This is a genomic window from Sphingomonas sp. (genome assembly GCA_019635535.1).
Lineage (GTDB): Bacteria > Pseudomonadota > Alphaproteobacteria > Sphingomonadales > Sphingomonadaceae > Allosphingosinicella.
In genome coordinates this window covers 1,425,041-1,447,945 of the sequence record JAHBZH010000001.1, presented here as the reverse complement: position 1 = coordinate 1,447,945, position 22,905 = coordinate 1,425,041, and the positions used below count along the sequence as shown (strand labels likewise).

General features: G+C 67.0%; 24 protein-coding genes. 8 read left to right on the top strand and 16 right to left on the bottom strand.

What is annotated here, in order from left to right; genetic code table 11:
* Positions 1-88: 88 nt before the first annotated feature.
* Positions 89-1,267 (top strand): glycosyltransferase family 1 protein, encoded by a 1,179-nt coding sequence (locus KF780_07400; protein ID MBX3561627.1) that lies wholly within the window; start codon positions 89-91, stop codon positions 1,265-1,267.
* A 37-nt stretch (positions 1,268-1,304) separates the two neighbouring features.
* Here KF780_07400 and KF780_07395 read toward each other — a convergent pair whose 3' ends face one another.
* From KF780_07395 to KF780_07345, 11 genes are all read right to left on the bottom strand, one after another.
* Positions 1,305-1,910 (bottom strand): PadR family transcriptional regulator, encoded by a 606-nt coding sequence (locus tag KF780_07395; protein ID MBX3561626.1) that lies wholly within the window; start codon positions 1,908-1,910, stop codon positions 1,305-1,307.
* A gap of 145 nt (positions 1,911-2,055) precedes the next feature.
* Positions 2,056-4,278, bottom strand: coding sequence for a S9 family peptidase (locus tag KF780_07390; GenBank protein ID MBX3561625.1), 2,223 nt, complete (start codon positions 4,276-4,278; stop codon positions 2,056-2,058).
* A gap of 194 nt (positions 4,279-4,472) precedes the next feature.
* The gene (rplS, locus tag KF780_07385) at positions 4,473-4,865 is read right to left on the bottom strand and encodes a 50S ribosomal protein L19 (GenBank protein ID MBX3561624.1); all 393 of its coding nucleotides are present in this window, start codon (positions 4,863-4,865) and stop codon (positions 4,473-4,475) included.
* A 4-nt stretch (positions 4,866-4,869) separates the two neighbouring features.
* On the bottom strand, positions 4,870-5,607 hold the full coding sequence (trmD, locus tag KF780_07380) for a tRNA (guanosine(37)-N1)-methyltransferase TrmD (GenBank protein MBX3561623.1): 738 nt from the start codon (positions 5,605-5,607) through the stop codon (positions 4,870-4,872).
* Positions 5,604-5,996, bottom strand: coding sequence for a type II toxin-antitoxin system VapC family toxin (locus tag KF780_07375; protein ID MBX3561622.1), 393 nt, complete (start codon positions 5,994-5,996; stop codon positions 5,604-5,606). The genes trmD and KF780_07375 overlap by 4 nt, the downstream gene beginning before the upstream one ends.
* Positions 5,997-5,999: 3 nt before the next feature.
* The gene (locus tag KF780_07370) at positions 6,000-6,272 is read right to left on the bottom strand and encodes an AbrB/MazE/SpoVT family DNA-binding domain-containing protein (protein ID MBX3561621.1); all 273 of its coding nucleotides are present in this window, start codon (positions 6,270-6,272) and stop codon (positions 6,000-6,002) included.
* 49 nt (positions 6,273-6,321) lie between these two features.
* On the bottom strand, positions 6,322-7,833 hold the full coding sequence (locus KF780_07365) for a beta-lactamase family protein (protein ID MBX3561620.1): 1,512 nt from the start codon (positions 7,831-7,833) through the stop codon (positions 6,322-6,324).
* Positions 7,834-7,882: 49 nt separating this feature from the next.
* On the bottom strand, positions 7,883-8,365 hold the full coding sequence (rimM, locus tag KF780_07360; protein ID MBX3561619.1) for a 16S rRNA processing protein RimM: 483 nt from the start codon (positions 8,363-8,365) through the stop codon (positions 7,883-7,885).
* A gap of 3 nt (positions 8,366-8,368) precedes the next feature.
* A complete protein-coding gene (gene rpsP / locus KF780_07355) occupies positions 8,369-9,025 on the bottom strand; it encodes a 30S ribosomal protein S16 (GenBank protein ID MBX3561618.1) in 657 nt (218 codons plus the stop codon).
* A 26-nt stretch (positions 9,026-9,051) separates the two neighbouring features.
* Positions 9,052-10,512 (bottom strand): signal recognition particle protein, encoded by a 1,461-nt coding sequence (ffh, locus tag KF780_07350; protein ID MBX3561617.1) that lies wholly within the window; start codon positions 10,510-10,512, stop codon positions 9,052-9,054.
* Between the two features lie 147 nt (positions 10,513-10,659).
* Complete coding sequence (locus KF780_07345) at positions 10,660-12,540, bottom strand: CHASE3 domain-containing protein (GenBank protein ID MBX3561616.1); 1,881 nt, start codon at positions 12,538-12,540, stop codon at positions 10,660-10,662.
* Between the two features lie 121 nt (positions 12,541-12,661).
* Here KF780_07345 and KF780_07340 point away from each other — a divergent pair, with 121 nt between their 5' ends.
* From KF780_07340 to KF780_07315, 6 genes are read left to right on the top strand one after another with little or no spacing between them, the layout of a single operon-like run.
* On the top strand, positions 12,662-13,453 hold the full coding sequence (locus KF780_07340; GenBank protein MBX3561615.1) for a diaminopimelate epimerase: 792 nt from the start codon (positions 12,662-12,664) through the stop codon (positions 13,451-13,453).
* Positions 13,450-14,700, top strand: coding sequence for a tRNA (N(6)-L-threonylcarbamoyladenosine(37)-C(2))-methylthiotransferase MtaB (gene mtaB / locus KF780_07335; GenBank protein ID MBX3561614.1), 1,251 nt, complete (start codon positions 13,450-13,452; stop codon positions 14,698-14,700). Before KF780_07340 ends, mtaB begins: the two co-directional genes overlap by 4 nt.
* The gene (gene ftsY / locus KF780_07330; GenBank protein ID MBX3561613.1) at positions 14,697-15,623 is read left to right on the top strand and encodes a signal recognition particle-docking protein FtsY; all 927 of its coding nucleotides are present in this window, start codon (positions 14,697-14,699) and stop codon (positions 15,621-15,623) included. The genes mtaB and ftsY overlap by 4 nt, the downstream gene beginning before the upstream one ends.
* Positions 15,620-16,261, top strand: a complete 642-nt coding sequence (locus KF780_07325; protein MBX3561612.1) for a septation protein IspZ — start codon at positions 15,620-15,622, stop codon at positions 16,259-16,261. The genes ftsY and KF780_07325 overlap by 4 nt, the downstream gene beginning before the upstream one ends.
* 11 nt (positions 16,262-16,272) lie before the next feature.
* Positions 16,273-17,205, top strand: coding sequence for an ABC transporter ATP-binding protein (locus tag KF780_07320; GenBank protein ID MBX3561611.1), 933 nt, complete (start codon positions 16,273-16,275; stop codon positions 17,203-17,205).
* A complete protein-coding gene (locus tag KF780_07315; protein MBX3561610.1) occupies positions 17,202-17,969 on the top strand; it encodes an ABC transporter permease in 768 nt (255 codons plus the stop codon). The genes KF780_07320 and KF780_07315 overlap by 4 nt, the downstream gene beginning before the upstream one ends.
* Positions 17,970-18,005: 36 nt before the next feature.
* On the opposite strand, the gene KF780_07310 is transcribed toward KF780_07315, so the two are convergent.
* The 5 genes from KF780_07310 to KF780_07290 form a co-directional block, all read right to left on the bottom strand.
* Positions 18,006-18,632, bottom strand: coding sequence for a superoxide dismutase (locus KF780_07310; protein ID MBX3561609.1), 627 nt, complete (start codon positions 18,630-18,632; stop codon positions 18,006-18,008).
* A 106-nt stretch (positions 18,633-18,738) separates the two neighbouring features.
* Positions 18,739-19,290 carry a hypothetical protein gene (locus tag KF780_07305; GenBank protein MBX3561608.1) on the bottom strand — a complete coding sequence of 184 codons (552 nt, stop codon included), beginning with the start codon at positions 19,288-19,290 and terminating at the stop codon, positions 18,739-18,741.
* A gap of 90 nt (positions 19,291-19,380) precedes the next feature.
* Positions 19,381-20,334, bottom strand: a complete 954-nt coding sequence (locus KF780_07300) for a transposase (protein ID MBX3561607.1) — start codon at positions 20,332-20,334, stop codon at positions 19,381-19,383.
* Entirely contained in the window at positions 20,322-21,302 is a 981-nt protein-coding gene (locus tag KF780_07295; GenBank protein MBX3561606.1) for a HEAT repeat domain-containing protein, read from the bottom strand. The genes KF780_07300 and KF780_07295 overlap by 13 nt, the downstream gene beginning before the upstream one ends.
* A 94-nt stretch (positions 21,303-21,396) precedes the next feature.
* A complete protein-coding gene (locus KF780_07290) occupies positions 21,397-21,597 on the bottom strand; it encodes a hypothetical protein (GenBank protein MBX3561605.1) in 201 nt (66 codons plus the stop codon).
* Positions 21,598-21,801: 204 nt separating this feature from the next.
* Between KF780_07290 and KF780_07285 the strand changes: the two genes are divergently transcribed.
* The gene (locus KF780_07285) at positions 21,802-22,884 is read left to right on the top strand and encodes a phosphotransferase family protein (protein ID MBX3561604.1); all 1,083 of its coding nucleotides are present in this window, start codon (positions 21,802-21,804) and stop codon (positions 22,882-22,884) included.
* Positions 22,885-22,905: the final 21 nt, after the last annotated feature.

Below are 22,905 nucleotides of genomic sequence, written 5' to 3'. Positions count from 1 at the left end.
TGCCGCCGCTCTGGGGCATCCGCCGGGTGCGCCGGGTGCTGCGCGATCTGCCGCGACAGGACACGGAAATCCCGCAGGACGATCGGCCATGAACGCGGCCGAGCTGCGCGTCGCGATCTTCAGCGGCAATTACAATTATGTCCGCGACGGCGCGAACCAGGCGCTCAATCGCCTCGCCGATTATCTGCTGCGCCAGGGCGCGGCGGTCCGGGTCTATTCGCCGACCACGGACACGCCGGCCTTCGAACCGAAGGGCGATCTCGTTTCCGTCCCCTCCTTCCCGATTCCCGGGCGCAGCGAGTACAAGGTCGGCTTCGCGCTGCCGGCCCGTATCCGGCGCGATCTCCAGGCCTTCCGCCCCACGCTTTTCCACGTCGCCAGCCCCGAAATCACCGGCCACCGCGCGGTGACGCTGGCGCGCAAATGGGATCTGCCGGTGGTCGCCTCGGTCCACACCAGGTTCGAGACCTATCCGCGCTATTACGGCCTCGCCTTCATGGAGCCGCTGGTGCTGGCGACGTTGCGGCGCTTCTACCGCCGCTGCGATGCGATCTTCGCGCCGTCCGATTCGATGGCGCAGCTGCTGCGCGACCAGCGGATGAACTACGATGTCGGCATCTGGACGCGTGGCATCGACCGGGAAATCTTCAATGCCGGCCGGCGCGATCTGACCTGGCGCCGCGCGCTCGGCATCGCCGACGACATGCCGGCGATCGGCTTCACCGGGCGGCTGGTGATGGAAAAGGGCCTCGACGTCTTTTCCGAGACGATCGACCGGCTGGAGCGGCGGCAGATACGCCACAAGGTATTGATCGTCGGCGAGGGGCCGGCGCGCGACTGGTTCGAGAAGCGCCTGCCGCAGGCGATCTTCACCGGCTTTCAGTGCGGCAATGATCTGGGGCGCGCCGTTGCTTCGATGGACATGCTGTTCAACCCCAGTGTCACCGAGACGTTCGGCAATGTGACTTTGGAGGCGATGGCGGCGGGCCTGCCGGTGGTGGCGGCGCGGGCGACGGGCAGCGAAAGCCTGGTCGAAGACGGCGTCACCGGCCGGCTGATCCGTCCCGGCGCGCACGACGCCTTCTGCGAGGCGCTGGCATATTATTGCACCGACGCCGATGCCCGCGCCGCCGTCGGCCGGGCCGGGGAAGCCGCCAGCCGCCATTATGGCTGGGATGAGGTCAACCAGGCGCTGGTCGATTCCTACCTGCGCGTCATCCGCCAGCACAGCGGCGGCGGCCGGCAGAAGCCGAGCCCGGTTCCGTAAGTTCCTCCCCGGCCAATGCCGGGGAGGAAAAAAGGTGTTATTTCAGCCGTTCGATCTTCTGCGCGGCCTCGTCGAGGATCGCGGCGATCTCGTGCAGCTTGTCGTCGCTCATGTCCTCGCCGGTGGCGCGGTGCCACAGAGCCTGGAGCAGATTGGCGACCGAGCGCTTGATCGGCGCGCCGCCGGCCTTGCGCTGGTCGCTGCCGAGGCTTTCGAGCCGCGCCAGTAGCGCCTCGACCTCGTCCGCCTTCTCGGCAAGATGCGCCTTACCCTCCGCCGTCGCCGCGAAAGCCTTGCGCGCGCCCTCGGTCGCCTGCTCCTCGATCAGATCCATGTCCTGCAGCAAAGTGAGCGTCGGATAGACCACGCCCGGGCTCGGCGCATAGGCGCCGTGGGTCAGCTCCTCGACCGCGCGGATGAGGTCGTAGCCGTGGCGCGGCTGATCGGCGATCAGCTTCAGCAGGACGAGCCTCAGCTCGCCTGAATCGAACACCCTGCGCCGCCCGCGCCCGCCGCCATGGCGACGCCCGCTCCAGTCGCCCCAATCGCCCCAGCCGCGCGAGAACGCGCGGCCGCCGCCAAGCCCCATGGCGAACAGGCCCGCCGGAATCTCGAACGCGCGCTTGCCGCACTCGCCCTGCATCCTGAATCTCTTACCCATCTTCGATACTCCTGCCAAGATAGGCTGAGATATATCTTTTGATTCGATGCAGTCAAGATATATCTTAAAACATCTTCGCACATGCTCCTCATTCCGGCGCGAGAGCCGGAATGGCGAGGGAGGAGGATCAGGGGGCTGGCGCTCGGCCTTCCCCGCTCAGTACATTGCGATTGAGGAAATTCTCGATGGTCCGCCACAGATGCAATTCGCGCCCCGGCCCGCTCACCCGGTGCGTGGCGCCGGGATAGACCATCGTCTCGAAGGGCTGGCCGCGCCCCTGCAGCGCGCCCATCAGCACCGTCGTATGCTCGAAAACCACATTGTCGTCGGCCATGCCATGAATGAGCAGCAGATTGTCCGCGATCCGGTCGGCGACAGGGGCCACATCGGAGCCCTGATAGGGCGCCGGATCGATCGACGGATTGCCCAGATAGCGCTCGGTATAATGGGTGTCGTAGAGATCCCAGCGCGTCACCGGCGCGCCGGAGACCGCGGCCCGGAACGTGCCCGGCGCGGCGGCGAGCAGGCGCAGCGCCATATAGCCGCCATAGGACCAGCCGTTGACCGCGATCCGGTCGCCGTCGATATAATCCTGGCTCCGCAGCCAGGCCACGCCGGCCAATTGATCCTCCACCTCGACCTGCCCCATCGCATGATAGAGCGCGTCCTCGAACGCCTTGCCCCGCTCCGGCGTGCCGCGATTGTCGATCGAAAAGACGATCCAGCCCTGCTGCGCCAGATATTGCTGCTGCAGCGCGCCCCATGTCCGCGTCACCTGCCGTCCCGCGCCTGGCCCGCCATAGACGTGCAGGAACACCGGATAGCGCCGCCCCGGCTCGCGCGGCGGCGACAGCATGCGGTAATGCAGCTCCGTCCCGTCCGCCGCGCGGATCGTGCCGAAGACCGGTTCGATATGGCTGGCACGAAACGGCGCATAGGGATGGTTCTCGTCCAGCCGATTCTCCTCGATCCAGGCGAGCCGCTGCCCGGCGGCATCGGCGAGATAGACCTGTGAAGGCTGACTGGGATTGGAGCGGGTGATCAGCGCCCGTGTCGCGCCGCGATCCATCGCCGCCGCGTTCCACCAGCCCGCCTCGGTCACGCGCCGCGGCGCGGCCGGGGCGTTCATGTCGATCCAGTAGAGATGCTGCTCCAGCGGCGTGTCGAGATTGCCGGTGAAATAGATGCGGCCCGAAGCCTCGTCGACGCCCTGGATGTCACGCACCATCCACTCGCCGCTGGTGAGCTGCGTCCATTCGCCGTCGCGGAAGCGGTAGATGTGCGAGAAGCCGGATCGCTCGGAGGTCCACAGCAGGCTGCCGTCGCGCAGCGTGCGCAGATTGTCGTGCAGGTTGAGCCAGGTCTCCGCCGTCTCGGTGAACAGCACGGTCGAACGCCCCGTCGCCGGATCGACGCGCAGCAGATCCAGCCGTTTCTGGTCGCGGCTCTGGCGCTGGACGAGCAGCGCGCCGCCGTCCGCCGTCCAGTTCACGCGAGCGAGATAGATGTCCGTCTCCGCGCCGAGATCGACCTTCACCCGCCCCGAACCGTCCGGCCGCATCACATGGAGCTCGACCAGCGCGTTGGGCGTGCCGGCCAGCGGATAGCGTTGCTCGTAGACGCGCGTGCCCTCCGCGCCGATCGCGGTGCGGGTGACGGTCCGCACCGGCGCTTCGTCCACGCGCGCGAGGGCGATATAGCGGTCGTTCGGCGACCACCAGTGGCCGGTATGGCGGTCCATCTCCTCCTGCGCGACGAATTCGGCCGAGCCCCAGCTCACCGTCTCCGGACCCTCCGGGGTCAGCCGGCGCTCGCCCCGCCCGTCGGCGCCGATCACATAAAGCGCCCGATCGCGCACGAAGGAGATGTAGCGGCCGGTGCGCGACACCTGCGCGTCCAGCTCGGTCGCTTCCGTCTCGGTGATCCGCCGCACCGCGCCGTCCAGCCCGGCGAGATAGAGATCGCCGTCCAGCGGCACGAGGATCGAGCGCCCGTCCGGCGCCCAGTCATAGGACACGATGCCGCGCACGCCGGCCAGGCGCGCCCGCTCGCGGCGCATCATCTCTTCTTCCGAAAGCGCCGCGCCGGTGCCGACCCGGGCGCTGTCCACGAGCATCCGCGCCTCGCCGGTGCTGGTGTCCACCGCCCACAGGTCGAACCGCTCGCGATCCTCCGCACGGTTGCGCAGCAGGGTTGCGAGCCGCCCGTCCGGCGACAGCTTGAGCAGGCGCGGCGTCGGCCCGGAGAGCGACGGGCTGGCGACGATCCGCTCGAGCGTCAGCTCTTCGGCCTGGGCGGAGACGGGGGCGGCGGCCGCGATCATCGCGGCGAGGGGAAGCAGGGTGCGCATGGCGGCACCCTAGCCGGGCTGGCGGCAAAGAAAAGGGCGGGAAGGACCAGTGTCCTCCCCGCCTCATTCGTCATGCCAGCGCAGGCTGGCATCCATGCTGACTCCGTATGGACCCCAGCCTTCAGCCTTTGGCTGAAGTTTATCCTGAGCGCCTGCCTTGCAGGCAGTCGAAGGGCTGGGGTGACGGAAACAAATCAGCCCTCGGCGGCCTCGGTCGCAGCGGGGCGCTGGTCGCGCCGTTCGGCGATGCGGGCGGCCTTGCCGGTGCGGCCGCGCAGATAATAGAGCTTGGCGCGGCGGACGGCACCGCGGCGGACCACCTCGATCGAGTCCACGTTCGGCGAATAAAGCGGAAAGACGCGCTCGACGCCCTCGCCGAAGCTGATCTTGCGCACGGTGAAGCTGGAGCCCAGCCCCCGGTTGGCGCGGGCGATGCAGACGCCCTCGAAATTCTGGATGCGGGTGCGCTCGCCTTCGACGACCTTCACGCCGACCTTCAGCGTATCGCCCGGGCGGAATTCCGGGATCGACTTGGTCGACTTGAACTGCTCGATGGCCTCGGCCTCGAGCGTCTGGATGAGGTTCATTTCACTAACCTTCTTCTTCGCGCCGCGCGCCAGAGGGCGGTGGCCTTCGCGCGCCCCCGTGGCGCGCGATCAGGTCCGGCCGCCTTAGCCGTGTCTCTTTCTCCGCCTGCGCCTGGCGCCATGCGGAGATTTTCGCATGATCCCCCGACCGCAGCACCTCGGGGATCGTGCGCCCTTCCCAGTCATAAGGTCGGGTATAATGCGGATATTCGAGGAGGCCGCTTTCGAAGCTTTCCTCGTCCCCGCTTGAAGCCGCGCCCATTACCCCGGGAAGGAGGCGAACGCAAGCGTCGAGCAGGGTCAGCGCCCCCATCTCGCCGCCGGAGAGGATATAGTCGCCGATCGACACCGGAATCAGCGGCCGCGCCTCGAACAATCGCTCGTCGATCCCCTCGAACCGGCCGCACAGAATCGAGACGCCGGGACCGGCGGCCAGCTCGCGCACGAAGCCCTGCGTCAGCGGCGCGCCGCGCGGCGTCATGACCAGCATCGGCGCCGCCGGCCGCCGCGCCAGCACCTCGTCCACCGCCCGCGCCAGCACGTCCGCACGCATCACCATCCCCGCCCCGCCCCCGGCCGGCGTGTCGTCCACCGAGCGATGCCTGTCGGTCGCGAAATCGCGGATCTGCACCGCGTCGAGCGACCAGATGCCGTCCTCCAAAGCGCGCCCCGCCAAGCTGAGGCCGAGTGGCCCCGGGAACATTTCCGGGTAGAGGGTGAGAACGGTCGCCGGCCAGGTCACTTTTTCGTCCAATTCTCAACCTTCAGGCCCGGCACATCGGCGAAGTCGGCCTCGTCCCGCGTTACGAGCGTCAAACCGAGCGAGACCGCATGGGCTGCGATCAACCGATCGAAGCTGCGGCGTCTGATGCCGATGCGCCGCGCGATGCGGCCATAGGCCTCGGCAGCCGCTGCGTCGAAATCATGGACGGTCAGCACACGCACCAGCTTGTCCAGGCGCTTGTCGTCTTCAGGATCGGCGTCTCGGTGCCGCGCCCCTACCCGAAGCTCGGCCAGTGTCACTGTCGAAATGGCAAGTCCCCGGGAAAAGCCGTCACGAATCCTGTCGCGCAGAGCGTCACTGCGCGCGAGAGCGAAATCGATGCACACATTCGTGTCGAGCAGATACACGCGTCAGGCTGCCCGGCCATGCGAGGAGGTCTCGCGCCAGTCATAATCCGACTGCTCGATATCGCCTCTGCCCTCCGTCATGAAGCCCGGTGAAAAGGCACCATAAAGGCTCATGAGGACGTTCAGAGTTTCGGCCTCCTTCCAGAAGGACAAACTGCCATCTGCATGGCGCGCGATCGCGATATCGTCGCCGTCCTCAAGGCCAAGTTCCTTCGGCAGGCGTAGCGCCAGCGAATTGCCCGACTTGAATATCTTCGCCCGATATTCCTTGCCCATCTCGGCCTCCGTATATACGTGCTGTATATACATCGCACCCGGCGTCGCTTCAAGGCGCGACGCGGAGGCGCAATTCCTGGATCGACGGCGGATTGGTCGGGGCGAGCAGCAGATAACCTTGCAGGATGCCCCGTTCGCAGCGCCATTCGAACGTGCCGGACATCGCGCCGGTGGCGGTGATCGGCGCATCGGTGGCGCAGGCGCCCACCTCTCCGCTCAGCCGCGCGAATTCGCGCGCCCAATTCTCCGCCGAACGATCGGGCAGGAAGTTCATCGCCAGCCGGTTCTCCACCGGACCGAGATTGCCCATGCGCCAGGCCGCGCCCGCGCCGGCATAAGCCTCGGCAAGGGCCGGCGTGACCGGCTCCACACGCGAACGAATGAAACCCGCGCGGCGCAGTTCCAGCGCGGTCCGGGTCAGCGTCGGGATCGGCGCGGCATAGGTGCGGTTGGCAAAAGCGAAGAGGGCCGTGCCCGAATCCGGCAGGACCATCATGTAGGAGCCGTAGCCCGGATAGCCGCCGCTGTGGGACAGGAGGAGGCCGAGATCGCAATCCTGCGCCGCGCTCAGCCCCATGCCATAAGCGACGGCGAAACGGCAGGCGGGCGCGCCGTCGAGGCCCGGCCGCTCGCTCGTGCGCGCGAAATTGAGGCCCTGGGCCAGCTCGCGCACCGTGGCGCGCCGCACCGGCCCCTCCTCCGGCCCGTCGCGCGCCGGCCAGGCGGAGGCGAGGAAGGCGAGCCAGCGGGCATAATCGTTCGCGCTGGTCTCGACGCCGCCCATTGCGCCGAACGCGCCGTGCGCCATGTCGCGCTCCAGCGAGTGCGCGTCATTCTCCCAGCGATAGCCGAGCGCGCGGCGCTCGCGCGGGGAGTCCGCCACTTCATAGCGAGTGGACGCCATGCCGAGCGGGCGCATGATCTCCTGCTCGATATACTCGGCATAGGGCCGGCCGGAGACGTTGGTGACGATCCGGCCGAGCAGGGCATAGCCGAAATTGGAATATTCGAAGGCTGTACCTGGCGCGCGGCTCATCGGCACGCCTTCGGCCAGAATCCGGGTGAAATCCGCCTCCGGCAGATCCTGCTGCAGATCGCCCCAGGGATTGTCGGTGACGAGCCCGCCCGTGTGGGACAGAAGGTCGCGCACCCGAATGCGCGGAGAGTCCGTGGTCGGATAGCTCCAGTTGCGCAGCTCCGGGACATAGGTTTCGGCGAGCGCATCGAGCGAGAGCCGCCCCTCGTCGCGCAGCTTCAGGATCGCGAGCGCGGTGAAGACCTTCGACATGGAGGCGATGCGGAATGTGCTGTCGCCCGTCACCGGACGGCGCTGCTCCAGATCCTGCACGCCCATCGTCGAGAGATGAACCAGCCGCCCGTTCTGCACGATGCCCCAGGCCAGGCCGGGGACGTGACGCTCCTCCATGAACTGGCGGAAAGGACCGTCGAGCGCGGGGGCCAGGCTTTCGACCGAAGCGGGCGGCGACGCGGGCCGGGCGGCCTGGGGCCAGGCCGGCGTGGCGGTCGCGAACAACAGAGCGGCAATCAGGGCGCGGCGCATATGATCCTCCCGGGGTTTCCTGCCAGTAAACCCAGCCCGGAGCGTCGCCTCAAGTCAGAAAAGCGGGATCGGCGACGATATGTCCCTCGGCGAGGTCGGCGATGCCGGGACGGAAGGGGATCAGCGCGCGCTTGCCGTCCGGCCGCTCGATCTCAAGCAGATCGCCCGCGCCGAAATTCTCGACCGCGACGACCGTGCCGAGCGCGGCGCCATCCGCATCCACGCAGGGCAGTCCGATCAGGTCGGCATGATAATATTCGCCCTCGCCCAGCGCGGGCAGTTCGTCGCGGGCGACCGAGAGAGTCGTCCCGCGCAGCGCCTCGGCGGCGCCCCGATCGGCGATTTCGGCGAAGCGTGCGATCGCGGCCTTCCCGCCGGGCTTCACCGATTTGAGGGTGAGCGTGCGCTCCCCCGCGAACAGCCTTTTGTGGACCTTCAGGCTGTCGATGCTCTCGGCAAAGAGCTTCAGGCGCACCTCGCCGCCGACGCCGTGCGCGCCGGCGACGGCGGCGAGGATGACCCGATCCGACAAGGCTTATTCGGCCTTCTCGGTGCCTTCCTCGGCGGGAGCCTCTTCGGCAGCGGCTTCGGGGGCAGCTTCTTCGGCCGGAGCCTCCTCAGCAGCAGGAGCCTCGTCGGCCGTTTCCTCGGCCGGCGCGGCTTCCTCAGCGGCGGGAGCCTCTTCGGCAGCAGCCTCGGCGGGAGCTTCCTCAGCCGGCGCTTCCTCGGCGGCAGTCTCTTCGGCCGGAGCGGCTTCCTCGACGGCGGGAGCCTCCTCGGCGACGACTTCCTCGGCCGGGGCCTCGGTGGCGGCTTCCTCGACCGGAGCTTCCTCAGCCGGCGCGGCGGCGGCCTCGGCCTCCTTGGCGGCCCGCTCCTCGGCGCGTTCCTTGGCCTTCTCGCCCGGCTCGGCCTTCTTCGGATTGTTCTTCGCGGCGCGCTCCAGAATGCCGGCGGCGTCGAGGAAGCGGTGGACACGGTCAGTCGGCTGAGCGCCGACGGAGAGCCAGTGCTTCACCCGGTCGGCATCGAGCTTCACGCGCTCGGGATTGTCCTTGGCGAGCAGCGGATTGTAGCTGCCAACGCGCTCGATGAACTTGCCGTCGCGCGGATTGCGCGCGTCGGCGACGACGATCTTGTAATAAGGCCGCTTCTTCGCGCCACCGCGCGCCAGCCGGATTGCAACTGCCATTTATTATTCCTTTCTGAGTGTTACGTTTATTTCTTGAACTTGTTCGGAAGATTGAAAGGGGCACCGCCCTGGCCGCCGGGAAGACCGGGAAAGCCGCCGGGCGGCAGTGCCGGCCCGCCGGGGCCACCCAGACCACCGAGCCCGCCGCCACCGCCGAAGAGCGCGCCGAGCTTGCCCAGCCCGCCCATCTTCCTGATCTTCTTCATCGCGGTGGACATTTCCTGGTGCATCTTGAGCAGCCGGTTCACTTCCTGGACCGTCGTGCCCGAGCCCTTGGCGACGCGAATCTTGCGCTTGGCGTTCATCAGGTCCGGCTTGGCCCGCTCCTTGGGCGTCATCGAGCTGATGATCGCGTCGAGCCGGCCGAGCACATTGCCTTCCAGCACGCCGCTCGCGTTCATCTGGTTCTTGATCTTGCCCATGCCGGGCATCATCGAGGCGAGCGCGCCGAGGCCGCCCATGCGCTGCATCTGCTGAAGCTGGGCGCGCAGGTCGTTGAGGTCGAACTGGCCCTTCGCCATCTTCTTGGCGAGCGCCTCGGCCTCCTCGACCTGGATCGTCTCCTGCGCCCGCTCGACGAGGCTGACGACGTCGCCCATGCCGAGGATGCGGCCCGCCACCCGCTCCGGATGGAAGGCCTCGATCTTGTCGATGCCCTCACCGACGCCGGCATATTTGATCGGCTTGCCGGTGACGGCGCGCATCGACAGCGCCGCGCCGCCGCGCGCATCGCCGTCCATCCGGGTGAGGACGACGCCGCTCAAATCGATCTGGTCGGAGAAGCTCTTGGCGACATTGACCGCGTCCTGGCCGGTCATGGCGTCGGCGACGAGCAGGACCTCCTGCGGCTGCGAGACTTCGGCGACCGCCTTCATCTCGTCCATCAGCGCCTGATCGACATGGAGACGGCCCGCCGTGTCGAGCATCAGCACGTCATAGCCCTGCAGCTTCGCCGCGTTGAGCGCGCGCCGGGCGATCTCGACCGGCGGCTGGCCCGCGACGATCGGCAGGGTGGCGATCTCGGTCTGCCGGCCGAGCACGGCGAGCTGCTCCTGCGCCGCCGGGCGATTGACGTCGAGCGAGGCCATCAGGACCTTCTTGCGGTCCTTCTCGGTCAGGCGCTTGGCGATCTTGGCGGTGCTGGTCGTCTTGCCCGAGCCCTGCAGGCCGACCATCATCACCACGGCCGGCGGCGCGACGGCGAGGTTCAGGCCCTCCTCCTCGCTGCCCAGCATCTCGACCAAAGCGTCATGGACGATCTTGACGACCTGCTGGCCCGGCGTGACCGAGCGCAGCACCTGCTGGCCAACCGCCTGCTCGGTGGCGCGATCGACGAATTCGCGGACGACGGGCAACGCGACATCGGCCTCGAGCAGGGCGATCCGCACCTCGCGCATCGCGCCGCGGACATCCTCCTCGTTGAGCGCGCCGCGGCCGCGCAGCCGGTCGAACACGCCGGACAGGCGATCTCCCAGGCTTTCGAACATGCGTGCGCTCCTCGAATTCCGGCGCCAAACGCGAAAAACGCCGGCGGGTGAATCTCACCGGCCAGCGTGCGCGCGTGGCGCTTTGATGCTTACCCCAATCGGGATGCGCGGCCTGTACCGGGAAAGGCTCCGGAACGCAAGTTTGGCTTAGCCGGCCTCGCCTTCGTCCAGCACCTGCCGCACCTTCTTCGCCAGCTGCTCCACCGTGAACGGCTTGGCGAGGAAAGCGACACCGGCGTCGAGCATGCCGTTATGGACGATCGCGTTGCGGGTATAGCCGGTCGTATAGAGCACCTTCAGCCCCGGCCGCTCGGCCACCGCCCGTTCGGCGAGCTGGCGTCCGTTCATGTCGGGCATCACCACGTCGGTGAACAGCAGATCGATGCGCGGCTGGAGAGTGATTACCGCGAGCGCCTGATGCCCGTCGGAAGCCTGGACCACCGTATAGCCCAGCTCGCGCAGCGTATCGACCGAGACGTGGCGCACACGCTCCTCGTCCTCGACGACCAGCACGATCTCGCCGTCGCGGGCGCGCGGCAGATCGCCGGCCCCGTCCGACGCGACCGCCGTGCCGCTCTCTTCCTGACCCAGGAAGCGCGGCATGTAGATTTTCACGGTCGTGCCATGGCCGGGCTCGGAATAGATTTTCAGATGGCCGCGCGATTGCTTGACGAAGCCGAACACCTGACTGAGGCCCAGCCCGGTGCCCTGGCCCGGCCCCTTCGTGGTGAAGAAAGGGTCGAAGGCGCGCTCGGCGATGTCGGGTGTCATGCCGGTGCCGGTGTCGGTGACGCAGATCACCGCATACTGGCCCGGCTCCACTCCGGGATGGGCGGCGGCATAGTCGTCGTCCAGATGGCCGTTCGCGGTCTCGATGGTGAGCTTGCCCCCGTCCGGCATCGCGTCCCGTCCGTTCACGCACAGATTGACGATCGCGTTTTCGAGCTGGTTGGCATCGACGAAGGCGCGCCACAGCCCGCCGGCCAGCACCGTCTCCACCTCGATCTGCTCGCCCAGAGTACGGCGCAGCAGCTCCGACATGCCGCCGACCAGCTTGTTGGCGTCGATCGATTGCGGCGCCAGCGGCTGCTGGCGGGAAAAAGCGAGCAGCCGCGCGGTCAGTTGCGCCGCATTCTGCGCGCCTTCCATCGCATTGCCTATGCACTTGCCGACCTTGGCGATGTCGCCGCCGGCCATGCGCCGCTGGGCCAGATCGAGCGAACCGATGACGAGCGTCAGCATGTTGTTGAAGTCATGCGCGATACCGCCGGTGAGCTGGCCGACCGCTTCGATCTTCTGCATCTGGCGCAGCCGCCCTTCGGCCTCCTCGCGGCTCTCCGCCTCGGCGACGAGCAGGCGATTGGTCTCGGCGAGCACGTTGCCCGCGGAAAGCGCTTCGGCGAGCCGACGCCGGTGACTGCGCACCGTCACGAGACCGAGGATGAGGACAAGCAGGATGCTCGCGGCCAGCGCGCCGGTCACCATCCTCGCCTGTTGCCGCGCCCGATCGCTGCGGAGCGCGAACAGCCGCTCCTCCTCGGCCTTCATCTCCGCGACGACTCCGCGCGCTTCGTCCATCAGTGCCTTGCCGCGGAAGAAATGCTCGGGAGCGGTCGGCACGCTGCGCCAGTAGTTTTCGATCGAAAGGCGCAGGAAATTCAGCCGCTCGCGGGCATGGATGGCGAAGCGGTCGAGCGCCTCGATCTGGCGGGGATTGTCCGCGACCGCTTCGCGCAACTGACCGAAGTCCGCATTGATGGTGGACACGGCATCGTCATAAGGCTGCAGGAATTCGCTGCGCCCGGTGAGCAGGAAGCCACGGTTGCTCGTTTCGGCATCCTGCAGCTTGGAAAGCAGGCCCGAAAGCTGGTTTTCGACGCGCAGGGTGTGCTTGACCAGTTCGGCCGAGCGCTGCTGCTCGACGGCGAGCCAGACCGTCGCCAACACGGCGGCGATCAGCAGCACGAAGCCGCCTATCAAAACGATCACCGAACGATCGCGGCGCGCCGACAAGACCGGATCGGACATCTGATGTGCGCGCGCTGCCATGCGTCCCCCTTCTCGCACCGGACCCTAAGGTGCCGGAGCGGAGGGCGCAACTCGCGGCCAAGGTGGACTTGGCCCCACGCAACACCTAGATCGCCGCACGATGACGCTGCGTTTCCACAAGATGCACGGGCTGGGCAATGACTTCGTCGTTATCGACGCACGCGTCGATGGGGCGGCGATGGATGCGGCCCGCGCCCGCGCCATCGCCGACCGGCGCACCGGCATCGGCTGCGATCAGGTTATCGTGCTCGAACCCTCGAACGTCGCGGACGTCCGGATGCGCATCTGGAATGCCGACGGCGGCGAAGTGGAATCCTGCGGCAACGCGACGCGTTGCGTGGTGCTGCTCGAGGCCCGCGACGTCATGATCGAGACGAAGGGCGGTGTGCTTGAAGGGCGGCTGGACGGCGCCGGGGCAAGCGTCGACATGGGCGCACCTCACTTCGACTGGGAGGACATTCCCCTCGCCTACCCGCTCGACACCGCCGAGCTACCGGTCGCCTGGGAGGAGCTGGACGCGCCCCTCGCGGTCAATGTCGGCAACCCGCATGTCGTTTTCTTCGTCGACGATGCCGATGCGGTCGATCTCGAGCGGCTCGGCCCGATCGTCGAGCATGACCCGCTCTTTCCCGCCCGGGTGAACGTCAATGTCGCCTCCCGCGAGGGCGATGCGATCCGCCTGCGGGTCTGGGAGCGCGGCGCGGGCCTTACCCGGGCCTGCGGCACCGGCGCCTGCGCGACCGCGGTGGCGGCGATCCGGCGGGGCATCGCGGCGAGCCCGGTCGAGGTGCTCCTGCCCGGCGGCGCGCTGACCGTCGAATGGGCTCCGGGCGGAACGATCCGCATGAGCGGCCCAGCCACCCATGTGTTCAGCGGCGAGACCGATCTGTGAGCGGCCCGGAGGTGATCACCATGGGCTGCCGTCTCAACCTCGCCGAAAGCGCGGCGATGCGCGCGCTGGCCGCCGATGCCGACGATCTCGTCATCGTCAACAGCTGCGCCGTCACCAACGAAGCGGTGCGCCAGGCCCGCCAGGCGATCCGCCGCGCCCGCCGCGCCCGCCCCAACGCCCGCATCTTCGTCACCGGCTGCGCCGCCCAGGTCGAGCCGGAAAGTTTCGCGGCTATGCCGGAGGTGGACCGGGTGCTGGGGAACCGGGAGAAACTCGATCCGGCCAGCTTCACCCACTCCGAACGGAGTTGGGAGGTCGCCGAAACCGAAATCCGCGTTTCCGACATCATGTCCGTCCGCGAAACCGCGCCGCACCTGATCGCGGGCTTTTCCGAGCATACCCGCGCCTTCGTCGAGGTGCAGAATGGCTGCGACCATCGCTGCACCTTCTGCATCATCCCCTATGGCCGGGGGCCGAGTCGCTCCGTACCGGCCGGCCGCGTCGTCGATCGGATCAAGGCCCTGGTCGGCGAAGGCTATCGCGAAGTGGTGCTGACCGGCGTGGACGTCACCAGCTACGGCCCCGATCTCCCCGGAGCGCCAACGCTCGGCCAGCTCGTCGAACGCATCCTGCGTCACGTGCCGGACCTGCCGCGCCTCCGCCTTTCCTCGTTGGACTGCATTGAGCTGGACGAACGCCTGTTCGAGATCGCCGCCTATGAGCCGCGCTTCATGCCGCACCTTCATATGAGCTTCCAGGCCGGCGACGACATGATCCTGAAGCGGATGAAGCGCCGCCACAGCCGCGCCCAGGCGATCGAGGCGGTCGCGCGCCTCAAGGCCGTGCGCCCGGAGATCGCGATCGGCGCGGACCTGATCGCCGGCTTCCCGACCGAAACCGAGGCGATGCACGAAAATTCGCTGCGCTTGGTCGAAGAATGCGACATCGTCTTTGCCCACGTCTTTCCTTTCTCGCCGAAGCAGGGCACCCCCGCGGCACGCATGCCGCAGGTCGATCCTGCAATCGCGAAGGAACGGGCGCGGCGGCTGCGCGGGGCGAGCGCCCGGCGGCGCGGCGGCTGGCTGGAAAGCCTGGTCGGCACGCGCCAGCGGGTGCTCGTCGAAAAAGGCGGGCGCGGCCATGCGGAAAATTTCGCGCCGGTTCGTCTATCGGGGACGGGCGAAGGGATATTGGAGGTCGAGATCACCGCGTTCGAGAATGACAGCCTGATCGGGACGCCCGCATGACCGAAACCTCCTGGTTCGATCGGATGCGGCTCGGCTTCCAGAAGACCTCCGAGCGGCTCGGCGACAACCTGACCGGCCTTGTCACCAAGGCGGCGCTCGACGAGGCGACGCTGGACGGGATCGAGGAGGCGCTGATCGCCTCCGATCTCGGCCCCAGCACCGCCGCCAAGGTCCGCGCCCGGCTGACGTCCGAGAAGTTCGAGCGCGGCCTCACCGATCAGGCGGTGCGCACCGTGGTCGCGGAGGAGCTGGAGAAGATCCTCGCGCCCGTCGCCGAGCCGCTGGAGATCGACGCCTTCCCGCGCCCGCAGGTGATCCTCGTCGTCGGCGTCAACGGCTCCGGCAAGACGACCACCATCGCCAAGCTCGCCCATCTCTTCATGGAGCAGGATTATTCCGTGCTGCTCGCCGCCGGCGACACGTTCCGCGCGGCGGCGATCGAGCAGCTCCAGATCTGGGCCGATCGCGCCGGCGTCCCGGTCATCAAGGGGCCGGAAGGCTCGGACAGCTCCGCCATCGTGTTCGACGGCGTGAAGAAGGCCACCGCCGAGGGCATCGACGTGCTGATCGTCGACACGGCCGGGCGACTCCACAACAAGAAGGACCTGATGGACGAACTCGCCAAGATCCGCCGCGTGCTGGGCCGGCTCAATCCCGCCGCGCCGCACGACGTGGTGCTCGTCCTCGACGCGACCACCGGCCAGAACGCGCTCTCGCAGATCGAGACGTTCCGCGAGGTGGCGGGCGTCACCGGCCTCGTCGTCACCAAGCTGGACGGCACGGCGCGCGGCGGCGTGATGGTCGCGGCGGCGGACCGCTACGGCCTGCCGATCCACGCCATCGGCGTCGGCGAGGGCATGGGCGATTTCCGCCCGTTCGATCCGGCCGAGGCGGCCCGGGCCATTGCGGGAGTGAGTGCATGAACATCGCGCCAAGGGATATACCCTCTAAATACCCGCAGGCGTCGGCCGGCGCGCGCCTGCTGATCGATCTCGGCCCGCTGCTGGTCTTCTTCCTGGCCAATTTCTTCGCGCCGGTGCCGGACACGCTCAAGATCTTCGTCGCGACCGGCGCATTCATGGTCGCGATGATGATCTCGATGCTCGTCTCGCAGCTCAAATACCGCCACATCTCACCCTTGCTCTGGTTCTCAGGGGTCATGGTGGTCGTGCTCGGCGGCATCACGATCTGGCTGCACGACGAGACCTTCATCAAGGTGAAGCCGACCATCTATTACACGATCGTCGCCGCCCTGCTGATCTTCGGGATGAAGACCGGCCGCAACCTGCTCAAGATGGTGCTGGGCACGGCCTATCCCGGCCTGTCGGAGCGCGGCTGGCACCTGCTCACCCGCAACTGGGCGATCTTCTTCCTCGTCATGGCGGTGGCGAACGAAGCGGTCTGGCGCTCGACCACCACCGATTTCTGGGTGGGCTTCAAGCTGTGGTTCTTCCTGCCCGTCACCTTCCTCTTCGCCGCCGCCAACATCCCCATGCTGCTGCGCCACGGCCTCGCGCTGGAAACGCCGGCCGAAGAGCCTCCCATCCCCCCGAGCCAGTGAGCCTGAACGCAATGGATTCCGTCATCTCGATCAAAGGGCTGAGCAAGACCTACGCATCGGGCCTGCAGGCGCTGAAGCCGATCGACCTCGATATCCGCCGGGGCGAGATTTTCGCGCTGCTCGGGCCGAACGGCGCCGGCAAGACGACGATGATCTCGATCGTCTGTGGCATCGTCACGCCCAGCGCCGGAACCGTGACGGTGGACGGCCACGATCACCAGTCCGGCTATCGCGCCGCGCGGCGCAAGATCGGGCTGGTGCCGCAGGAGCTGCACACCGATTCCTTCGAGAGCGTCTGGGCGACCGTCACCTTCAGCCGCGGCCTGTTCGGCTGCCCGCCGAACCCCGCGCATATCGAGAAGGTACTGAAGGAGCTGTCGCTCTGGGACAAGCGCAGGGCGAAGATCATGGAGCTGTCGGGCGGCATGAAGCGCCGCGTGATGATCGCCAAGGCGCTCAGCCACGAGCCTGAAATCCTGTTCCTGGACGAGCCCACCGCCGGCGTCGATGTCGAGCTGCGCCGCGACATGTGGGAGCTGGTCCGCCAGCTCCGCGAGAGCGGCGTCACCATCATCCTCACCACCCATTATATCGAGGAGGCCGAGGAGATGGCCGACCGGGTGGGCGTCATCAACAAGGGCGAGCTGATCGTCGTCGAGGAGAAGACCGCCCTGATGAAGAAGCTCGGCAAGAAGGAGCTGACGCTCAATCTGGCCGAGGTGATGGGGGCCATCCCGCCCGAGCTCGCCGACTGGAAGGTGACACTCGAAGCCGACGGCCACGAGCTGCGCTACACGTTCGACGCCAATGCCGAGCGCACCGGCGTGCCCTCCTTGCTCCGCCGGATGAGCGACCTCGGCATCGGCTTCAAGGATCTCAACACGAAGCAAAGCTCGCTGGAGGACATCTTCGTGAGTCTCGTACACCGGAAGGACGCCGCATGAGCATCAATCTCTACGGCATCTGGGCGATCTACCGCTTCGAGATGGCGCGGGCGCTGCGCACGCTCTGGCAGAGCCTGGTCACCCCGGTCATCACCACCTCGCTCTATTTCATCGTCTTCGGCGCGGCGATCGGCTCGCGCATGACGGAGATCGACGGCGTGCCCTATGGCGCCTTCATCGTGCCGGGACTCATCATGCTCTCGCTCTTCACGCAGAGCATCTTCAACGCCAGCTTCGGCATCTTCTTCCCGAAGTTCATCGGCACGATCTACGAACTGCTGTCCGCGCCCATCTCCCCGCTGGAGACGGTGATCGGCTATGTCGGCGCGGCGGCGACCAAGTCGATCGTGCTCGGCCTCGTCATCCTCGGCACGGCGGCCTTCTTCGTGCCGCTCCAGATCGTTCACCCGCTCTGGATGATGGCCTTCCTCGTCCTCACCGCGACGACGTTCAGCCTGTTCGGCTTCATCATCGGCATCTGGGGCAAGAATTTCGAGCAAATCCAGTTCGTGCCGATGCTGGTCGTGACCCCGCTCACCTTCCTCGGCGGCGCCTTCTACTCGCTCGAAATGCTGGGCGAGCCGTGGCGGACGATCACCTTTTTCAACCCGGTCGTCTATCTGATCAGCGGCTTCCGCTGGAGCTTCTACGGCACGTCGGACGTCGGCGTGGAGATCAGCCTCGCCGCCACGCTCGGTTTCTTCTTCCTCTGCCTCGCCATCATCGCCTGGATGTTCAAGACCGGCTACCGGCTGAAGACCTGATTCCCTCCCCACGATTTGGTGGGGAGGAAAAAAACTCTACTGCTCCTGATCGGCCCGGCTGGCACCTTCGCCGTCGAGGTTCCGCGCCACGAAGTCCCAGTTGATCACATTGCCGAGCACCTTTTCGGCAAAGACCGGCCGCGCGTTGCGATAGTCGATATAATAAGCATGCTCCCACACATCGAGCGTGAGCAGCGGCTTCATGCCGTCATGGACGACCGGCGTGTCGGCGTCGTGGAGCGAGGTGATCCCCAGCTTGCCGCCGTTCAGCACCAGCCAGGCCCAGCCGCTGCCGAAATGGCTGACCGCCTCGTCCTTCAGCTTGGCGAGCAGCGCGTCGGTGCTGCCGAACGCCTCGTCGATCAGACCGGCCAGCTTGCCCCCCGGCTGCTGTCCCTCGGCGGGCGCGAGGCATTGCCAGAAGAAGCTGTGGTTCCAGATCTGCGCGGCATTGTTGAACAGGCCCGTGTCGCCCTTGTCCTTGGCACGCGCGATTACCTCGACGAGCGAGGCGCCCTTCAGATCCTTCTCGTCGATCCAGCCATTGACCTTGTCGACATAGGCCTTGTGGTGCTTGCCGTGATGATAATCGAACGTCTCGGCGGACATGAACTCGCCGAGCGCGTCCTTGGGATAGGGAAGGTCGGGCAGCCTGAAAGCCATGACGCGCATCTCCTTTCTCGCTTCACCACCTTAACGCGGCGAAGCGGGAAAGGGTCGCCAAAAAACCGGCATTGCGCAGGATTTTTCCCGCGAGAGACGCCGGCGTTCAGCGCGTCACGCGGAAGCGCGTCAAATCCGCTCTCGGTTCTCTCCAACGCGGCGCCAGTTCGCTGGCACGCCGATAATCCGCATAAGCGGCGCGCGCATCGCCCAGCGTCTCGTGCGCGACGGCCCGACCGTAATGGGCGAGTTCGGGACGCATCGTATTGCGTTCCAGCGCGACCGTGAACAGCCGCGCGGCCTCGCCCGGCTGTTGGCGGACGATCAGCGCCGCGCCCTTGTTGAGATAGGCTTCGGGCTGACCGGGATCGATCGCCGAGGCCGCGTCGAAATCGGCGATAGCCGCGTCGATGTGCCCCAGCCGCATCCGCAATATGCCGCGATTGACATGCGTGGCCGCGGTGTCGCGGATATCGAGCCCGCCGACCCGCAGCGCGTCGTCGCAGCGGACGAGATCGCGCATGTCGACATTTCTTCGCAACTCCGCCGCCAGGTAGCAGCCACGCGCATCGCTGCTGCCGAGCGTGCGGACGCCAGCTTGTGCGAAGGCCGGAGACGCCGCGAGCGCGGCCGCGATCACATATCGCATGATAGCCATAGTCGACTCCCTCAACCACGGCCCACCTGGCTTCTTGTATCATGGAAGGCGGAGCGACACCATCCCGCACCGGCGGCGCGAACCGCCTTGTCAGGCCGCCGACGCTTCGGTCTCCGCCGACGCGGCGCCCTCGATCCAAGCGCGCCCGGCTTCCAGTCGTTCGATTTCGCGCCGCGCCATGCCGGCGACCAGCAGGCTGGAACCGTTCGTGCCTTCCTCCAGAACGGCGATGCGCGCGGCGAGCGACGGCGCGGTGCCGGCGCGGGCATGGAGCGCACGCCAGCGGATGCGGTCGCTGGGATGGCGCGCGGCGAACTCGTCGAGCAGATCGACCCCTTCGTCGCCGCCATAATGGGATGCCAGCGCCAGCAGCGGCTCCAGCGAGGTGCGCGTCATGATCCCGTCGATCCGGGCATGCTCGACATCGAAGCGATACTGGTCGCGGAAGGTTGCGGCGTGGGACGTCTCGACGATGTTGAGCGACACCGACATCTCGTCGGCGGGCAGCTGCAGATGGACGTCACGATGCGCGCGATAGAGCATCACCTTGCCGGGATCGAGCTTGGCGCGCTCGACGAAGCGCAGGTCCACTTTCTCGCCCGGCACGCCGACGACCTTGTCATACTCATATTCGTAATAGTCGCTCCAATAGCCCGGCCCGAGATAGCCGACGGTCAGGAACGAGAAATTGTGATCGTGCGGCACCCCGTAGAAGAAGGGATCGGTGCCGCTGTGACGGACGACGCTGTCCTTCAGTGCCGGCCAGAAATTGGCGCGCATGATGAACCGCTGGGAACTGGTGTGCAGCAGCACCACCTGCGCGCTGTACTGATTGTCGCGCACCTGCCCCGCGCAGCGGCGCTTGAGCTCGGCGATCATCATGTCGGCGAGGAAAGTGCGGTTGTTCGCGAGCTTCTTGAGCTCGTTCCCCCAGGCGGCGAAACCGTCTTCGTCGCGGGCGTCGAAATCGCTGGTCTCCAGCCGCTCGATCAGGTCGCCGAGCTCGCAGCTTTCCTGCGCCGGGGCGTCGATCAGGCGCGGCACAGGACGTCTCCCACGGCATCGGCGGCGTCCGCGAAGAACAGGCCGAGCGTCTGCCGGGCGGCCGCGCGAATCTCCGGGTGGGGATCGCCTTCGGCCATCCGCTTCAGCGCCGGCAGCGAAGCGTCCGCATCCATCGCCAGCATCTCGCGCATGATGTGCCAGCGCGTGTAGAAATGCGGGGAGGCGTTCAGCGTCTCCTCGATCAGCGCGAAAGCATCGTCGCGCTCCATCGCGCGCAGCAACGATACCATCATCTGGATGCGCGAGCTCGCCTCGTCCGTGCTGCTCGCGCCGACCAGCGCGAGCGACCCGCTGTCATATTCGGCGGCCAGCGGCGCGCCGCCGGTGCGGACCAGCGCCTGGAAATAGACCATGTCGCTCGTCGCATGCTCGATGACGAAGCTCTGGTGGCGACCGTCGATCACGATCTCTTCGCCGTCCTCGATCCGGCGGCGCTCGACGAAACGCGCCTTGCCTGCCTCGGCGGCGACGAAATTGTCGCCGATCGGCGGTGCTTCCCAGAAGGAGACGATGGCGCCGCCCGCCTTCACATAGCGAAACATGGTGAGCAGGCCGGTAAAGCCCAACGAGGTCGCGCCGCGCGCGCCGGATTTCTTGGCGGCGAGCATTTCCACCCCGGTGACGCCGAGCGCCATGGACAGGTCGTCATTGTGGAAGAGCAGCAGGCCGGTGTGAATTTCGCTCGACACCGGGTGGAAGGGCGGGCGGAAGAAAGGATCGGCGCGGCTGGAGGCGATCAGATCGTGCATCAGCGCCTCGATGTCGCCCGCCTTGTCCAGGAAGCGCCGCGCGGCATCGAGCACGGCATGCGGCGCGCGCTCGGGCAATTCGGTCAGCTCGCGTTCGAGTTGAGTCATCAGCGCGGACCGGCCCCAGTGGCGCGCGATGGCCTCGACGCCTTCGTGCGACCGGTTCTGCGCCTCGCGGTCGGCAAACCAGGCCTTCATCGCCGCGCCTGAAATCATGTCATTCGGTCCCGCATACACTGAAATGGGGCGGCGGCGCCGAAGCGCCCCCGCCCCAGCTTCCATAGCACGCTTTTCAGAGCGCGAGCAGGACCGCGACGACCACGCCGAGACAGAGAGGTCCACCGACCTCCTGCTGCCTGACCGAGCCGTGCATCCCGACGCTGGTGTTCAGCTCCGGAATGGCCGCGATGTCGATCTTCTTTTTCATCACAATTCCCCTCTGGAATATGCCGGTACCGGCAGGGTCGGGACGATCCGTCTTCAGCTCGGCCAAGAAACTGCCGGTCCTTTCCCTTGCGGGCCGACCGGGACGACGGTTCAACCTTTCCCGCATCAATAGTCACGGTCCGCGCGGATTCATGTTGCATGGTTAAAAATTTTTTTACCATGACCCGAAAAAAATTCGCATGTCATTGTTTTGAAATGAAAAATAATCGCGCGCTTTACGGCGCCCCGTGCCTCGCCTAGCCAAAAGGGGATGAATTCGGCCGACGATCGCAGCGCCAGGAACAGCGGCACCGGCGCGGTCCGCGAAGCGCACCGCTTCGATCCCGCGCCGCTGGCGGCGTGGCTTGCGGCCCATGTCGAAGGCTATGCCGGGCCGCTCGCCGTCGAGCAGTTCAGGGGCGGTCAGTCCAATCCCACCTACAAGCTGGTGACGCCCGGCCGCTCCTATGTGCTCAGGCGCAAGCCGCCGGGCGAACTGCTTCCAGGCGCCCATGCGGTGGACCGCGAATATCGCGTCATCGCCGCACTCGGCGCACAAGGCTTCCCGGTCGCCCGTGCCTACGGCCTGTGCACCGACGAAAGCGTCATCGGCACGCCCTTTTACGTCATGGAGATGGTGGAGGGGCGGATCTTCTGGGACACGACCTTCTCCGAGGTGAGCGCCGCCGGCCGGCCGGCCCATTTCGATGCGATGAACGCCACGCTGGCCCAGCTCCACATGATCGATCCGGACACGGCGGGCCTCGGCGATTATGGCAAGCCGGGCAATTATTTCGCCCGCCAGATCGCGCGCTGGTCGAAGCAATATGAAGGCGATGTGGAGGCCGGCCGGGTCGCGGCGATGGACCGGCTGGTCGAATGGCTGCCCGCCAACATTCCAGCCGACGAGCCGCGCGCGCGGGTCATCCACGGCGACTATCGTTGCGACAACATGATCTTCCATCCCACCGAGCCGCGCGTGCTCGCGGTGCTGGACTGGGAGCTGTCGACGCTCGGCCATCCGCTCGCCGATTTCACCTATCACCTGATGATGTACCGGATGCCGGCCGGCATCACGACCGGCCTGGCCGGCGCCGATCTCGCCGCGCTCAACATTCCGGGCGAGGACGAATATGTCGCGGCTTATTGCCGCCGCACCGGGCGCGACGGCATCGCGAATCTCGATTTCTACGTCGCCTTCAACCTGTTCCGGCTGGCCGGCATCGTCCACGGCATCAAGGGCCGCCTCGCGCGCGGCACCGCCGCCTCCGCCCACGCCGCCTCGATGGCCGCTGCGCTGGAACCGCTCGCCGACCTGGCGTGGGAACAGGCGAAGAAGGCTGGCGCGCGCTAGACGGATTGCCTAACCTGCCGG

Excerpts from the sequence above, each read along its gene's own strand:
- KF780_07400 (MBX3561627.1), top strand. The coding sequence starts at position 89 with ATGAACGCGGCCGAGCTGCGCGTCGCGATCTTCAGCGGCAATTACAAT.
- KF780_07395 (MBX3561626.1), bottom strand. The coding sequence starts at position 1,910 with ATGCAGGGCGAGTGCGGCAAGCGCGCGTTCGAGATTCCGGCGGGCCTG.
- KF780_07390 (MBX3561625.1), bottom strand. The coding sequence starts at position 4,278 with ATGCGCACCCTGCTTCCCCTCGCCGCGATGATCGCGGCCGCCGCCCCC.
- rplS (MBX3561624.1), bottom strand. The coding sequence starts at position 4,865 with ATGAACCTCATCCAGACGCTCGAGGCCGAGGCCATCGAGCAGTTCAAG.
- KF780_07370 (MBX3561621.1), bottom strand. The coding sequence starts at position 6,272 with ATGGGCAAGGAATATCGGGCGAAGATATTCAAGTCGGGCAATTCGCTG.
- KF780_07365 (MBX3561620.1), bottom strand. The coding sequence starts at position 7,833 with ATGCGCCGCGCCCTGATTGCCGCTCTGTTGTTCGCGACCGCCACGCCG.
- rpsP (MBX3561618.1), bottom strand. The coding sequence starts at position 9,025 with ATGGCAGTTGCAATCCGGCTGGCGCGCGGTGGCGCGAAGAAGCGGCCT.
- ffh (MBX3561617.1), bottom strand. The coding sequence starts at position 10,512 with ATGTTCGAAAGCCTGGGAGATCGCCTGTCCGGCGTGTTCGACCGGCTG.
- KF780_07345 (MBX3561616.1), bottom strand. The coding sequence starts at position 12,540 with ATGTCCGATCCGGTCTTGTCGGCGCGCCGCGATCGTTCGGTGATCGTT.
- KF780_07340 (MBX3561615.1), top strand. The coding sequence starts at position 12,662 with ATGACGCTGCGTTTCCACAAGATGCACGGGCTGGGCAATGACTTCGTC.
- ftsY (MBX3561613.1), top strand. The coding sequence starts at position 14,697 with ATGACCGAAACCTCCTGGTTCGATCGGATGCGGCTCGGCTTCCAGAAG.
- KF780_07325 (MBX3561612.1), top strand. The coding sequence starts at position 15,620 with ATGAACATCGCGCCAAGGGATATACCCTCTAAATACCCGCAGGCGTCG.
- KF780_07320 (MBX3561611.1), top strand. The coding sequence starts at position 16,273 with ATGGATTCCGTCATCTCGATCAAAGGGCTGAGCAAGACCTACGCATCG.
- KF780_07315 (MBX3561610.1), top strand. The coding sequence starts at position 17,202 with ATGAGCATCAATCTCTACGGCATCTGGGCGATCTACCGCTTCGAGATG.
- KF780_07310 (MBX3561609.1), bottom strand. The coding sequence starts at position 18,632 with ATGGCTTTCAGGCTGCCCGACCTTCCCTATCCCAAGGACGCGCTCGGC.
- KF780_07305 (MBX3561608.1), bottom strand. The coding sequence starts at position 19,290 with ATGGCTATCATGCGATATGTGATCGCGGCCGCGCTCGCGGCGTCTCCG.
- KF780_07295 (MBX3561606.1), bottom strand. The coding sequence starts at position 21,302 with ATGAAGGCCTGGTTTGCCGACCGCGAGGCGCAGAACCGGTCGCACGAA.
- KF780_07285 (MBX3561604.1), top strand. The coding sequence starts at position 21,802 with ATGAATTCGGCCGACGATCGCAGCGCCAGGAACAGCGGCACCGGCGCG.